This window comes from Neisseria sp. HMSC15G01 (assembly GCF_001808255.1).
GTDB classification, from domain to species: Bacteria; Pseudomonadota; Gammaproteobacteria; order Burkholderiales; family Neisseriaceae; genus Neisseria; species Neisseria subflava_A.
In genome coordinates this window covers 1-15,678 of sequence record NZ_KV792677.1, presented here as the reverse complement: position 1 = coordinate 15,678, position 15,678 = coordinate 1, and the positions used below count along the sequence as shown (strand labels likewise).

The 15,678-nt window shown below is 45.8% G+C and carries 11 protein-coding genes and 1 tRNA gene; all 12 read right to left on the bottom strand.

Annotated features, from left to right (window positions below):
• Positions 1–118: 118 nt before the first annotated feature.
• Positions 119–2,224, bottom strand: a complete 2,106-nt coding sequence (gene fusA, locus HMPREF3139_RS05555) for an elongation factor G (protein WP_036491326.1) — start codon at positions 2,222–2,224, stop codon at positions 119–121.
• An 18-nt stretch (positions 2,225–2,242) separates the two neighbouring features.
• Positions 2,243–2,713: a 30S ribosomal protein S7 gene (gene rpsG / locus HMPREF3139_RS05550; RefSeq protein ID WP_002240962.1), complete on the bottom strand. Its 471-nt coding sequence runs from the start codon at positions 2,711–2,713 to the stop codon at positions 2,243–2,245.
• Between the two features lie 117 nt (positions 2,714–2,830).
• Positions 2,831–3,202, bottom strand: a complete 372-nt coding sequence (gene rpsL / locus HMPREF3139_RS05545; RefSeq protein WP_002218431.1) for a 30S ribosomal protein S12 — start codon at positions 3,200–3,202, stop codon at positions 2,831–2,833.
• Between the two features lie 329 nt (positions 3,203–3,531).
• Positions 3,532–7,707, bottom strand: a complete 4,176-nt coding sequence (rpoC, locus tag HMPREF3139_RS05540) for a DNA-directed RNA polymerase subunit beta' (protein ID WP_070461127.1) — start codon at positions 7,705–7,707, stop codon at positions 3,532–3,534.
• Between the two features lie 156 nt (positions 7,708–7,863).
• Positions 7,864–12,042, bottom strand: a complete 4,179-nt coding sequence (gene rpoB, locus HMPREF3139_RS05535; RefSeq protein ID WP_070461124.1) for a DNA-directed RNA polymerase subunit beta — start codon at positions 12,040–12,042, stop codon at positions 7,864–7,866.
• 189 nt (positions 12,043–12,231) lie between these two features.
• The gene (gene rplL / locus HMPREF3139_RS05530) at positions 12,232–12,603 is read right to left on the bottom strand and encodes a 50S ribosomal protein L7/L12 (RefSeq protein ID WP_070461122.1); all 372 of its coding nucleotides are present in this window, start codon (positions 12,601–12,603) and stop codon (positions 12,232–12,234) included.
• Positions 12,604–12,661: 58 nt separating this feature from the next.
• Positions 12,662–13,162, bottom strand: a complete 501-nt coding sequence (gene rplJ / locus HMPREF3139_RS05525) for a 50S ribosomal protein L10 (RefSeq protein ID WP_070461120.1) — start codon at positions 13,160–13,162, stop codon at positions 12,662–12,664.
• A gap of 223 nt (positions 13,163–13,385) precedes the next feature.
• Complete coding sequence (gene rplA, locus HMPREF3139_RS05520; protein WP_003677918.1) at positions 13,386–14,081, bottom strand: 50S ribosomal protein L1; 696 nt, start codon at positions 14,079–14,081, stop codon at positions 13,386–13,388.
• Positions 14,081–14,515: a 50S ribosomal protein L11 gene (gene rplK, locus HMPREF3139_RS05515; RefSeq protein ID WP_002220151.1), complete on the bottom strand. Its 435-nt coding sequence runs from the start codon at positions 14,513–14,515 to the stop codon at positions 14,081–14,083. Before rplK ends, rplA begins: the two co-directional genes overlap by 1 nt.
• Before the next feature lie 104 nt (positions 14,516–14,619).
• Entirely contained in the window at positions 14,620–15,153 is a 534-nt protein-coding gene (gene nusG, locus HMPREF3139_RS05510; RefSeq protein WP_070461118.1) for a transcription termination/antitermination protein NusG, read from the bottom strand.
• Positions 15,154–15,155: 2 nt separating this feature from the next.
• Positions 15,156–15,431 (bottom strand): preprotein translocase subunit SecE, encoded by a 276-nt coding sequence (gene secE, locus HMPREF3139_RS05505; RefSeq protein ID WP_070461116.1) that lies wholly within the window; start codon positions 15,429–15,431, stop codon positions 15,156–15,158.
• Between the two features lie 131 nt (positions 15,432–15,562).
• Positions 15,563–15,638: transfer RNA gene (locus HMPREF3139_RS05500), tRNA-Trp, on the bottom strand.
• Positions 15,639–15,678: the final 40 nt, after the last annotated feature.

The following is a 15,678-nucleotide window of genomic DNA, read 5'->3' as shown; positions in this document are numbered from 1 at the left end:
CGGTTTGCTACGTTCAAATTTTTCCTTAGCCATGAGCTAATTCCTTTACATATAAAGATCGATTAAAGAACAATGGCCGTCTGAAAATTTATTTTCAGTTTCAGACGGTCTTTTCTGATTAGCCTTTGCGGGCTTCAGTTACAGCAGCAGCTACGTGAGCAGGAGCTTCAGCGTATTTTTTGAACTCCATGGAGTAAGTAGCGCGACCTTGGGTTGCAGAACGCAGGTCGGTTGAGTAACCGAACATTTCTGCCAGAGGTACTTCGGCACGGACTTTTTTACCGCCGATACCGTCATCATCCATACCCAATACAACGCCACGACGACGGTTCAAGTCGCCCATTACGTCACCCATGTATTCTTCAGGGGTTTCCACTTCAACTGCCATGATTGGCTCAAGCAGAGCAGGATTGGCTTTACGCATACCTTCTTTAAAGGCTTGAGAAGCAGCCAATTCGAACGCCAGTTGAGAGGAGTCAACGTCGTGTGAAGAACCGAAGATCAAACGTACGCGTACGTCAACTACTGGGTAACCTGCAACGATACCGTTAGGCAGGGTATCGCGGATACCTTTATCGACAGACGGAATGAATTCGCGAGGAATCACACCACCTTTAATTTCGTCGATAAATTCGTAACCTGCACCACCCGGCTCCATAGGTTCCATTTTGATCACAACGTGACCGTATTGACCTTTACCACCGGATTGTTTAGCGTGTTTGTATTCAGCTTCAACTTCTTTGCGGATAGTTTCACGGTATGCAACTTGAGGCGCACCAATGTTAGCTTCCACACCGAATTCGCGTTTCATACGATCAACAATAATTTCCAAGTGCAATTCACCCATACCGGAAATAATGGTTTGACCGGATTCTTCGTCTGTACGAACGCGGAAAGAAGGGTCTTCTTTCGCCAGACGGTTCAGGGCAATACCCATTTTCTCTTGGTCGGCTTTGGTTTTTGGTTCAACAGCAATGTGAATTACCGGCTCAGGGAATTCCATGCGTTCCAAGATGATTGGTGCGCTTTCAGCACACAGGGTTTCACCAGTGGTAACGTCTTTAAGACCGATCGCAGCTGCAATATCACCAGCGCGTACTTCTTCAATTTCAGTACGGTCTGCAGCAGTCATTTGCACCAGACGACCGATACGTTCGCGAGTACCTTTTACTGAGTTCAATACGGTATCACCGGATTTCACAACACCAGAGTAAACGCGGATGAAAGTCAACTGACCAACGTATTTATCGTTCAACATTTTGAACGCCAATGCAGAGAATTTCTCTTCATCGCTGGCTTGACGGCTGTCGGCTTCTTCAGTGTTAGGGTTAACACCTTGAACTGGAGGAATGTCGGTAGGAGCAGGCAGCAATTCTACAACTGCATCCAACATACGTTGAACACCTTTGTTTTTAAATGCTGAACCGCACAACATTGGTTGAATTTCACCAGCCAAAGTACGTTGACGCAATGCGCCTACGATTTCTTCTTCAGTCAGCTCATCACCGCCCAAGTATTTATCCATCAATTCTTCGCTGGCTTCTGCTGCAGCTTCAATCATGTTTTGACGCCATTCTTCAGCAGTCTCAACCAATTCAGCAGGAATATCGCCATAGGTAAAGGTTGTACCTTTATCGGCTTCATTCCAAATAATGGATTTCATTTTCAACAGGTCAACAACACCGCTGAAGCTGTCTTCCGCACCAACCGGAATCACGATAGGTACTGGGTTTGCGCGCAAACGGGTTTTCATTTGCTCAACAACGCGGAAGAAGTTGGCACCTTGACGGTCCATTTTGTTTACAAATGCCAAGCGAGGTACTTGGTATTTATTAGCTTGACGCCATACGGTTTCAGATTGAGGTTGAACACCGCCTACTGCACAGTAAACCATTACTGCGCCGTCCAATACACGCATAGAACGCTCTACCTCTACGGTAAAGTCAACGTGTCCCGGGGTGTCGATGATGTTGAAACGGTGCTCAGGGAACTGTTTCGCCATACCGGACCAATAAGAAGTCACAGCAGCAGAAGTAATGGTAATACCACGCTCTTGCTCTTGTTCCATGTAGTCGGTAGTAGCCGCGCCGTCATGCACTTCGCCCAATTTATGAGTCAAACCTGTATAGAACAAAATACGTTCTGTTGTGGTTGTTTTACCCGCGTCAATATGGGCAGAAATACCGATATTGCGATACAGGCTGATAGGGGTCTTACGAGCCATTTTGTTAGCCTTTCGATATTAGAAACGGAAGTGAGAGAATGCTTTGTTAGCTTCAGCCATGCGGTGTACTTCTTCACGTTTTTTCAACGCACCGCCACGACCTTCAGCCGCATCAATCAATTCGCCTGCCAAACGCAGGTCCATAGATTTCTCACCACGTTTACGGGCCGCGTCGCGAACCCAGCGCATTGCCAAAGCCAGACGACGTGAAGGACGAACTTCAACAGGAACTTGGTAGTTTGCACCACCTACACGGCGGCTTTTCACTTCCACGATAGGTTTGGCGTTTGCAATGGCTTCGTTAAATACTTCGATTGCTACTTTGCCGGTTTTTTTCTCAATTTGTTCCAGCGCACCGTAAACGATACGTTCTGCAACAGATTTTTTACCGTCAATCATCAATACGTTCATGAATTTAGTCAGCTCAACGCTGCCGAATTTAGGATCTGGCAGTACGTCGCGCTTAGGGACTTCTCTACGTCTTGGCATTTTAATTTCCTTTAATCTATTCAGTTGGGGCAATTCCCATGAATACCCAATTGAGTATTCACTTACTCGGCCGTTGTTCAGCTTAGGCGGCCGACGTGCCTATTTGAGTCCCGATAATTATTTAGGACGCTTAGCACCGTATTTAGAACGGGCTTGCTTACGGTCTTTAACACCTGCAGTATCCAAAGAACCGCGTACAGTGTGGTAACGTACACCTGGCAAGTCTTTTACACGACCGCCGCGAATCAATACGACGCTGTGCTCTTGCAGGTTGTGGCCTTCACCACCGATGTATGAAATTACTTCAAAACCGTTGGTCAGGCGAACTTTACATACTTTACGCAATGCAGAGTTAGGTTTTTTAGGGGTAGTTGTGTATACACGGGTGCACACGCCACGTTTTTGCGGGCAAGCTTCCAGTGCAGGCACTTTGTTTACGTACACAGGCTTTTGACGGCCTTTGCGTACCAATTGGTTAATAGTTGGCATATTTTCTCGTCCTGTTGAGTTAAATACTTGCCGACACCATGTCGACAAGATTGGAATTATATTTTTATTGCAAGGGTTTAGTCAAGCAAATGACTGATAAAGTTTGGTGTTTTCCAATTTATGCCTAAATTTTAGAAACAAAGGCCGTCTGAAACATTCAGACGGCCTTTGTCATTTTAAATAAGTCCGCAATTTGGTTCTCTACTTATTTTCTCCATTGCTTTCCTTATTTATTCAGACGGCCTTAAACTCTACCCTCTTTTAAGTCCTCTAAAAAATAAAACCGCAAGACTGGCTTGCGGTTTTATTTTCACAACAATCCCGAGGGATTATTCGTCTGAAGCTTCGGTTTCAGAAGTTTCTTGATCGGCTTGCTGCCATTGTTGATGGCGACTGCGGTGGTAGGTCAAACCTGTACCGGCAGGAATCAAACGACCAACAATTACGTTCTCTTTCAAACCACGCAGCTCGTCTTGTTTGCCCATAATAGCGGCCTCTGTCAAGACGCGGGTTGTTTCTTGGAACGATGCCGCTGAAATGAAGCTGTCTGTAGACAAGGAAGCTTTGGTAATACCCAGCAACACATTTTCGTAACGTGCCGGCTCTTTGTCTTCAGCCATGGCTTTTTCATTGGCAAGCATCACATCGCCACGCTCAACTTGTTCGCCGGTAATGAACTCTGTATCACCGGAATCGACAATGTTCACTCGACGCAGCATTTGACGGATGATGACTTCGATGTGTTTATCGGAAATCTTCACACCTTGCAGGCGGTAAACCTCTTGTACCTCTTGAACAATGTAGCGAGCCAATGCTTCGATACCTTGCAGACGCAGAATGTCGTGTGGATCTACGGCACCGTCTACGATGGTTTCACCGCGGTTTACCACTTGACCATCGTGTACCAGAATCTGTTTCTCTTTAGAAATCAGGGTTTCGTATGCTACACCGTCTACGTCGGTAATAATCAGGCGCTGTTTACCTTTGGTTTCTTTACCGAAGGAAACGGTACCGGTAATTTCAGCCAACATACCTGCATCTTTCGGCACGCGTGCTTCAAACAATTCGGCTACGCGTGGCAGACCACCGGTAATATCGCGGGTTTTAGAAGACGCTTGTGGAATACGCGCCAACACATCACCCTTACCGACTTCCTGACCTTCACGAATGGTAATCACCGCACCGACCGGGAATGCCATAGAAACTGGGGTAGTCGTACCAGGAATGCAAATTTCCAGACCATTTTCATCCAACAGTTTGACAGTCGGACGCAACAGTTTAGAAGCACTAGAGGAACGACGTTTGCCGTCAATCACTACCAAAGTAGACAAACCAGTTACATCGTCGGTCTGTTTCGCAACGGTAACACCCTCTTCCACGTTTTCGAATTTCACCATACCTGCATGTTCGGTGATCATCGGACGGGTATGCGGATCCCAAGTTGCCAAGGTTTGACCAGCTTTAATGGCTTCGCCGTCTTGTACCAGCAGGATTGCACCGTAAGGTACTTTGTGACGTTCACGTTCGCGACCGATATCGTCGTGAATCACTACTTCACAAGAACGGCCAATGACAACCAACTCGCCTTTGTTGTTGGCAACATAACGCATTTGACTGCTGAAACGTGCTGTACCATTGGATTTAGCTTCTACTTGGCTGGCTGCCGCCGCACGAGATGCCGCACCACCAATGTGGAACGTACGCATGGTCAGCTGAGTACCTGGCTCACCAATGGATTGTGCAGCAATCACACCTACAGCTTCACCAGCGTTAACCAGTTTACCGCGCGCCAAGTCGCGGCCATAACAGTGTGCACACAAACCATGACGGGTTTTACAAGTAATTGGCGTACGGACTTTAACCTCGTCAACACCAGATTGGTCAATGATATCGACTAATTTCTCAGTCAGCAATGTACCTGCCTCAACCAATGTTTCTCCTGTTGAAGGATCAACAACATCTGATGCTGTAACACGGCCTAAAATACGATCGCGCAACGCTTCAATTACGTCACCGCCTTGTACTACTGCTTTCATGACAAAGCCGTCTGAAGTACCGCAATCGTCTTCAACAACCACCAAGTCTTGGGTTACGTCTACCAAACGACGGGTCAAGTAACCGGAGTTTGCAGTTTTCAACGCGGTATCCGCCAAACCCTTACGCGCACCGTGGGTCGCAATAAAGTATTGCAATACGGTCAGGCCTTCGCGGAAGTTAGAGGTAATAGGCGTTTCAATAATCGAGCCGTCAGGTTTTGCCATCAAACCACGCATACCGGACAACTGTTTAATCTGAGCTGCAGAACCACGGGCACCAGAGTCGGCCATCATGTAAATAGAGTTGAAGGACTCTTGATCAACTTCGTTGCCGTCACGGTCGATGACTTTTTGTTTGGACAGGTTGTCCATCATCGCTTTAGCGATCTTATCGCCGGCACGACCCCAAATATCGACCACTTTGTTGTAACGTTCACCGTTGGTTACCAAACCTTGACGGTATTGATCTTCGATTTCTTTAACTTCGGCATTAGCCTCGGCCAGCAAAGCTGCTTTTTCTTTCGGAATTTCCATATCGTCAACCGCAATGGAAATTCCGCCTTTAGCCGCAAAACCGAAACCGGTGTACATCAAGTGGTCGGCGAAAATAACTGTGTCACGCAGGCCGCACAGACGGAATGATGCGTTAATCAGTTTAGAAATTTCTTTTTTCTTCAGCGCTTTGTTGATGTACTCGAACGGCAGGCCTTTAGGCAAGATTTCGCTCAACAATGCACGGCCGACAGTTGTTTCGTAACGGTTAACAACAGGCTCAAACTCACCTGCTTCGTTTTTCACCCATTCACGCAGACGTACGGTAATTTTCGTACCCAGTTCAACCTGTTTGGTATGGTATGCACGATGCACTTCTTTCACATCGGCAAACAGGCTGCCTTCGCCTTTGGCATTGATACGGTCGCGGGTCATGTAGTACAGACCCAATACGATATCTTGAGAAGGTACGATGATTGGTTCGCCGTTGGCTGGAGACAATACGTTGTTTGAAGCCAGCATCAGCGTGCGTGCTTCCATTTGTGCTTCCAAGCTCAATGGAACGTGTACAGCCATTTGGTCACCGTCAAAGTCGGCGTTAAATGCGGCACACACCAATGGGTGCAACTGAATCGCTTTACCTTCGATCAGGATAGGTTCGAACGCTTGAATACCCAAACGGTGCAGGGTTGGCGCACGGTTCAGCATAATCGGATGTTCGCGGATCACTTCTTCCAAGATATCCCATACTTCAGGTACTTCTTGTTCTACCAATTTTTTCGCAGCTTTAACGGTAGAAGCCAAACCTTGTTTTTCCAATTTGTGGAAAATAAATGGTTTGAACAGTTCCAACGCCATTTTTTTCGGCAGACCACATTGGTGCAGACGCAGGTATGGGCCTACGGTAATCACGGAACGACCGGAGTAGTCCACACGTTTACCCAGCAGGTTTTGACGGAAGCGGCCGCCTTTACCTTTAATCATATCTGCCAATGATTTCAGCGGACGTTTGTTGGCACCAGTCATGGCTTTACCGCGGCGGCCGTTATCCAACAGAGAGTCAACTGCTTCTTGCAACATACGTTTTTCGTTACGAACGATGATGTCAGGCGCATGCAATTCCAACAGACGTTTCAGACGGTTGTTACGGTTGATAACACGACGGTACAAATCGTTCAAATCGGAAGTGGCAAAACGACCGCCATCCAATGGAACCAACGGACGCAAATCAGGCGGCAATACCGGCAGCACATCCATAATCATCCATTCCAGTTTCATACCGGAACGGTGGAAGGCTTCCAATACTTTCAAACGTTTGGCGATTTTTTTGATTTTGGTGTCAGAACCGGTAGATTCCAGCTCTTGACGCAAAATTTCGATCTCGCCGGTAATATCCAAGGTACGCAGCAATTCACGGATACCTTCTGCACCCATTTTGGCATCGAAGTCGTCGCCGTATTCGTCCAGTTTGTTGTAGTAATCGTCCTCAGTCAGTAATTGACGACGTTGCAACGGAGTCATACCGGGATCGGTTACCACAAATGCTTCAAAGTACAATACGCGTTCGATATCGCGCAAAGTCATGTCCAATACCATACCCAAGCGGGAAGGCAGGGATTTCAAGAACCAAATGTGGGCAACAGGTGCAGCCAATTCAATGTGGCCCATGCGTTCGCGGCGTACTTTAGACAGGGTCACTTCTACGCCACATTTTTCACAGGTTACGCCTTTAAATTTCAAGCGTTTGTATTTACCGCACAAACATTCATAGTCCTTGACAGGGCCAAAGATTTTGGCGCAGAACAAACCGTCGCGCTCAGGTTTGAACGTACGGTAGTTGATGGTTTCAGGTTTTTTAACTTCGCCATAAGACCATGAGCGGATGGTTTCGGGAGAGGCAATACCGATTTTGATGGCATCAAACTCTTCTTCCATGCCGGCAGTTTGCAACGGATTAAATAAGTTCAACAAATTCATTTTTGCTCCTTGAAGGAAGTATTTTTACCGCATGGCGGATTTTCGATATTGTGAAACGGTACTTTTGATTTCAGACGGCCTAAATGCCGATTGCTTCATTCTTATTCTGAAACCGCTTTTTCAGACGACCTTGAAAGGCCGTCTGAAAACTTCTGTTTAGTAACGTTCCAAATCGATATCCAAGCCCAGTGAGCGAATCTCTTTAACCAATACGTTGAAGGATTCAGGCATACCGGCATCGATTTTGTGTTCGCCTTTGACGATGTTTTCGTACATTTTGGTACGGCCGTTCACGTCGTCAGACTTCACAGTCAGCATCTCTTGCAGCGTGTATGCCGCGCCGTATGCTTCCAATGCCCAAACCTCCATCTCACCGAAACGTTGGCCACCGAACTGAGCTTTACCGCCCAGAGGCTGCTGGGTAACCAGACTGTATGGACCGGTAGAACGGGCGTGCATTTTTTCGTCAACCAAGTGGTGCAGTTTCAGATAGTGCATCACACCGACTGTAACCTTGCGGTCAAATGCTTCGCCTGAACGGCCGTCATACAGCGTGATTTGAGTTTTACTGTCATTGAAGCCCAGTTTCTCAACCTCAGGATCTTCGCTTGGGTAAGCCAAGTTCAACATTTCGCGGATTTCAGACTCTTTCGCACCATCGAATACAGGAGAGGCGAAAGATGCACCTTTACGCAGGTTGGAAGCCAATTCGATGATTTCTTCATCTGTCAGGCTGTCCAAATCTTCTTTCTTACCGCTACCGTTGTAGAGTTTGTTCAAGAATTCACGCAGCTCGCTGGCTTTGCGTTGCTCTTTCAGCATTCGGTCGATGCGTTCGCCGATACCTTTTGCCGCCCAACCCAAGTGAACTTCCAAAATCTGACCGATGTTCATACGGGAAGGTACGCCCAATGGGTTCAGTACGATGTCTACCGGACGGCCGTCAGCCATGTAAGGCATGTCTTCCACTGGCAGAATGCGTGATACCACGCCTTTGTTACCGTGGCGACCCGCCATTTTGTCACCGGCTTGCAGACGGCGTTTGATGGCGATAAATACTTTCACCATTTTTTGTACGCCTGGTTGCAGCTCATCGCCTTGGGTCAGTTTTTTCTTCTTGATCTCATACAACTCATCCGCTTCTTCGCGTTTTTGTTTCAGGCTCAATTTAATCAGTTCCAACTGTTTGGCCAAATCTTCGTCAGCCAGACGGATGTCAAACCAATCATGTTTGCTGGACAGGCTTGCCAAATATTCGGTAGTAATTTCGCTGCCTTTAGCCAGCTTCATCGGACCACCATTGGCTTTTTGACCAACAATCATACGCTCGATACGGTCGAATGCGTCATTATCGAAAATACGTAATTGATCGCCCAAATCTTGACGGTAACGTTTCAATTCAGAATCAATAATGGATTGAGCACGTTTGTCGCGTTGGATACCTTCACGAGTAAAGACTTGAACGTCGATAACGGTACCGCTCATGCCGGTAGGCATACGCAATGAAGTATCTTTTACATCAGATGCTTTTTCACCGAAGATGGCACGCAGCAGTTTTTCTTCAGGAGTCAGTTGGGTTTCGCCTTTAGGTGTTACTTTACCTACCAAGACGTCACCTGCTTCTACTTCTGCACCGATATACACGATACCGGATTCATCCAAACGGTTTTGCATACGCTCAGACAAGTTCGGAATATCGCGGGTAATGTCTTCCGCACCCAGTTTAGTGTCACGTGCGACAACGTTCAGCTCTTCAATGTGAATCGAAGTATAGCGGTCGTCTGCAGCCACTTTTTCTGAAATCAGAATCGAGTCTTCGTAGTTGTAACCGTTCCATGGCATGAAGGCGATGGTCATGTTTTGACCCAAAGCCAACTCGCCCAAGTCGGTAGATGCACCGTCGGCCACCAAGTCACCACGTTGCAACACATCGCCTGCTTTTACGGCCGGACGTTGGTTGATGTTGGTAGATTGGTTAGAACGAGTGAATTTAACCAAGTTATAAATATCGACACCCACTTCACCGGCAGTCGCTTCATCATCATGAACACGAACCACAACGCGGTTTGCATCTACATACTCAACCACACCACCACGGCGGGCAACGATTGCAGTTGCAGAGTCAACGGCAACAGAGCGCTCGATACCGGTACCAACCATCGGTTTTTCAGGGCGCAGACACGGTACGGCCTGACGTTGCATGTTGGCACCCATCAATGCACGGTTCGCGTCATCATGTTCCAAGAATGGAATCAGAGATGCTGCAACGGATACCACTTGACCGGTTGCCACGTCCATATATTGAACGCGGTCAGGCGTTGCCATAATGGTTTCGCCTTTTTCACGACAAGTGACCAAGTCGCCAATCAAATTACCATCTTTGTCCAAATCGGCATTTGCCTGTGCAATCACATAACGACCTTCTTCGATAGCAGACAAGTAGTCGATTTCTTCAGTTACTTTGCCATCGACAACACGGCGGTAAGGAGTTTCCAAGAAACCATAATCATTGGTACGCGCATAAACGGATAATGAGTTGATCAAACCAATGTTTGGACCCTCAGGTGTTTCAATAGGACATACACGGCCATAGTGGGTCGGATGTACGTCTCGCACCTCAAAGCCTGCACGTTCGCGAGTCAAACCGCCCGGGCCCAATGCAGATACACGGCGTTTATGGGTAACTTCAGACAATGGGTTGGTCTGATCCATAAATTGGCTCAATTGGCTGGAGCCGAAGAATTCTTTAATCGCAGCAGAAACAGGTTTCGCATTGATCAAGTCATGCGGCATCAAGTTCTCAGATTCTGCTTGGTTCAAACGCTCTTTAACTGCACGTTCTACACGAGCCAAACCGCTGCGGAATTGGTTTTCAGTCAACTCACCCACAGAACGAACACGACGATTACCCAAGTGGTCAATATCATCTACTTCGCCATGACCGTTACGCAGTTCAACCAATGTAGCAATGGAAGCAACGATGTCTTCAACACTCAGAACGTAACCGCCTTTTTCAGCTGCTCCGGCCAAAGTTTCATTCAGCAAACGGCCATACCAAGAGTTTTGTTGTGCTTCAGACAATTTTTGCTCGTATGTGCGCGTATTAAATTTCATACGACCTACGCGAGACAAATCATAGCTGTCTTCACTGAAGAACAAGCGGTTGAAGAGCTGCTCAACAGCTTCTTCGGTAGGCGGTTCGCCAGGACGCATCATGCGGTAAATCGCAACGCGTGCAGCCTGCTGATCAGCAGTTTCGTCTGTACGCAGAGTGCTGGAGATGTAACCGCCTTGATCCAATTCATTGATATAAAGGGTCGTAATTTCTTTTACGCCATGGATATCAAGCTTGGCCAACAGTTCTTCTGTAATTTCATCGTTAGCAGAAGCCAATACTTCGCCGGTTTCCGGATCAATCAGGTCAGCAGCCAATGCTTTACCCAACAGGCTTTCTGGCTCTACATCCAGACGAGTCAAGCCTGCATTGGTAATATCACGGATATTTTTCGCAGTAATGCGTTTACCTTTGGCGACCAGTACATTGCCTTCTTTATCCAAGATATCAACTTTGGCAGTTTCACCTTTCAGACGGCCTGCAACCAGATCAGTTTGAACACCGTTTGAAGACAAATAGAAAGTTTCTTTATCGTAGAAAATATCCAAGATTTGTTCATTGTTGTAGCCCAAAGCTTTCAACAAAATCGTAACCGGCATTTTACGGCGACGGTCGATACGGAAATACAGCAAATCTTTTGGATCAAATTCGAAATCCAACCATGAACCACGGTAAGGAATAATACGAGCAGAGAACAACAGCTTACCGGAAGAATGTGTTTTACCACGGTCATGCTCAAAGAACACACCAGGAGAACGGTGCAGCTGGGAAACAATCACGCGCTCAGTACCATTGATAACAAAAGAGCCACTTGGCGTCATCAATGGGATTTCGCCCATATACACTTCGTTTTCACGAACTTCTTTTACTGTCGGCTTAGATGCTTCTTTATCCAAAATCACCAAACGGATACGAGCACGCAATGGGGCCGCATAAGTAATGCCGCGCAATTGGCATTCAGGAATATCGAACAAAGGCTCGCCCAATGTGTAATGCACAAACTCCAAGCGCGCATAACCATTATGGCTCACAATCGGGAAAATAGAATTAAATGCCGCTTGCAGACCATCATCAGTACGTTGGTCAAAAGCATTTTCCAGCTGCAAAAATTTCGCATAAGAATCAATTTGGGTTGCCAGCAGGAAAGGAACATCTAAGACATTCTCTCGCTTTGCAAAACTCTTACGGATACGTTTTTTCTCGGTAAACGAATAGCTCATATACACTCCGAAAAGCAATTTTAAATAATAGGCCGTCTGAAACAACGGCATGCATCAATCTGATATTTACATTTATTTGCAATGATTTTATAAAGGCTATGCAAATAAATGTAAACAATGCCTGATGCTTATTTTAAGAAGCAAAATAAGGCTGGCAGAAAACTGCCAGCCTTCATAGGAAGCATCAAATTATTTGATTTCGACTTTAGCGCCGGCTTCTTCCAGTTGTTTTTGGATGTCTTCAGCTTCAGCTTTAGAAACACCTTCTTTCAGAGTTTTAGGTGCACCGTCAACGATGTCTTTAGCTTCTTTCAGACCCAAGCCAGTGAGAGCGCGGACAACTTTAATCACGCAAACTTTTTGATCACCGGCAGAAGCCAATACTACGTCAAATTCAGTTTTCTCTTCAGCAGCAGCTGCACCAGCACCTGCAGGACCTGCAACTGCAACTGCAGCAGCAGAAACGCCAAATTTTTCTTCAAAAGCTTTAACCAAATCGTTCAATTCCATTACGGTCAAAGAACCAACGGCTTCCAAAATGTCTTCTTTAGTAATAGCCATGCTATTTATACTCCAAATATTGTATTAAAAAATAATTGATTAAATGAAACAAAATCGATTAAGCGGCTTCTTCGCCAGCTTTTTTCTCTGCCAAAGCAGCCAAACCACGTGCAAGGCCTGATACGGGAGCTTGCATAACGAACAACAGTTTGGACAACAGCTCTTCGCGGCTTGGAATAGAGGCCAACTCAGCAACCTGAGCAGCATCCATTACTTCGCCATTGTAAGAACCGGCTTTAACGATAATTTTGTCATCTTTTTTCGCGAATTGGTGCAGCACTTTAGCAGCAGCAACAGCATCTTCAGAAGCAGCATAAACCAATGGACCAACCATTTGATCGGCCAAATCTGCGAATGAAGTACCTTCTACTGCGCGACGAGCCAGAGTATTTTTCAGAACACGCAAGTAAACGCCTTCTTTACGTGCATTTGCACGAAGCTCAGTCATGCTGGAAACACTGATACCGCGATATTCAGCGACTACAAGAGTTTGAGCGTTAGCAATTGCTGCGCTAATTTCCTCTACGGCCACTTTCTTGGTTTCAATATTGAGACTCAAGGTCTACCTCCCACTGTTTATAAACAGGATACCGAAATGATATCCCACCAGCGCGGTAACCTAAAAAGACATCTTACAAGCAATCTTGCAATGTGTTTCAGGACTACCGTCTGCGTAGGGCAGTTACGATTAAATCTTACGATCCCTACGGTCTTGGACATCTACTTAATTTTAAGTAGCCCAAATCCAGGCAATCCAGAAAACTGGATCACCTGAAAATTTCTTAGTTGTTCACGCTTGCAGTATCAACGCGAACACCCAAACCCATAGTGCTGGATACAGCAACTTTTTTCAGGTACTGACCTTTAGCAGCAGCAGGTTTGGCTTTAACGATAGCATCCAGCAACGCATTGAAGTTCTCTTTCAAGTCAGCTTCAGCGAAAGAAGCACGACCGATAGTTGCATGAACGATACCGGCTTTATCTGTACGGTATTGTACTTGACCTGCTTTTGCATTTTTAACTGCTTCAGCAACGTTAGGAGTAACAGTACCTACTTTAGGGTTTGGCATCAGACCACGAGGACCCAAGATGGTACCCAATTGACCAACGATACGCATTGCATCAGGAGAAGCAATAACAACGTCAAAGTTCAGATTACCAGCTTTGATTTCAGCAGCCAGATCTTCAAAACCGACAATATCTGCACCAGCTTCTTTAGCAGCATCTGCATTTGCACCTTGAGTAAACACAGCTACGCGAGTTGTTTTACCGGTACCTTTAGGCAGAACGACTGAACCACGGATAACTTGGTCAGATTTACGAGGATCAACACCCAAGTTGAAAGATACATCAACAGACTCGTCAAATTTAGCAGTAGCAGCTTTTTTAACCAAAGCAATTGCTTCATCGATTGCGTACAGTTTGTTAGCTTCAACAGAAGAGCGCAGAGCTTTCAAGCGTTTAGATACTTTAGCCATTATACAACACCCTCCACATCCAAGCCCATTGAGCGAGCAGAGCCGGCGATAGTACGAACAGCCGCATCCAAATCAGCAGCAGTCAAATCAGGCTCTTTAGTTTTAGCAATTTCTTCCAACTGAGCGCGGGTCAATTTACCCACTTTGTTAGTCAGAGGATTAGAACTACCTTTTTGCAGACCAGCAGCTTTTTTCAACAAGATAGAAGCTGGTGGGGTTTTCATCACAAATGTGAATGATTTATCTGCAAATGCGGTGATCACGACTGGAATTGGCAAACCAGGTTCCATACCTTGGGTTGCAGCATTAAATGCTTTACAGAATTCCATGATGTTCAAACCACGCTGACCCAAAGCAGGACCAACTGGGGGAGATGGATTGGCTTTACCTGCAGGAATTTGCAGTTTGATGTAGCCGATAATTTTCTTTGCCACTTAAGGACTCCTAAAAACGGGTATAACGCGGAACCATTCCGCTTCCCAAACAGAATTTGCGATTATATCTGCTTAAAAAAAAATTTTCAAGCGAATTAAACCACTTAAATCTTTTCAACCTGACCGAACTCTAATTCAACCGGTGTTTCCCGACCAAAAATTTGAACTGAAACACGCAGTCTATTACGCTCGTAGTTAACTTCATCAACAATTCCATTGAAATCAGCAAATGGACCTTCATTCACACGAACCTGCTGACCCACTTCGAATTCAACTTTTGGTTTTGGCTTCTCAACACCTGTTTTGGCTTGTTGCAAAATAGCATCTGCATCTTTTTGAGAAATTGGGATTGGACGATTTCCGCTACCACCTACAAAGCCATTTACTCGAGGGGTACTCTTAACCAAATGCCATGAATCATCGGTCATTTCCATTTCAACCAGCACATAGCCTGGATAGAATTTACGCTCACTGATGGTTTTTCGGCCATTCTTGATGTCTACCACTTCCTCTACAGGAACGAGAATCTGACCGAAATATTCTTCCATGTTTTCACGAGTAATACGCTCTTTCAATGTTTTTTGAACATTTTTCTCGAAACCGGAATAGGCCTGTACCACATACCAACGCTTTGACATCTTTACCCTTTCCTATTTAATAAAACATCAAAAAACAACCATGAAATAATTGTATCTGCCGCATAAATGAAGGCTGCTAAAACTGCAACGAAGATAATCACAAATACAGTCATTTTAACCGCTTCATCACGACTCGGCCAAACTACCTTCTTAAACTCAGTCCAAGAGCTCTTAAAATATGCAAACAGACCTTCTTTCTTTTCAGGAGCCGGCTTATTACTTACCACAACTTCCTTTTTCTGATGGCCTTCTTTGCGTCCAGACGGATGTTCTGTCATCTTTACTCACTTATCAATACCCCACCCGCCTTCATTTTAGATAGCGGCATTGATCCATTAATTAATTCCAAATAATCTTAGAACTTAAGTACAAAAAAATTAACCGGCACAAGGCCGGTTAATTTTTTATTTGGCAGGCCAAGAGGGTCTCGAACCCCCAACCCTCGGTTTTGGAGACCGATACTCTACCAATTGAGCTATTGGCCTCTAAACTTAAGCGATTACAGAAGAAACCACACCCGCACCT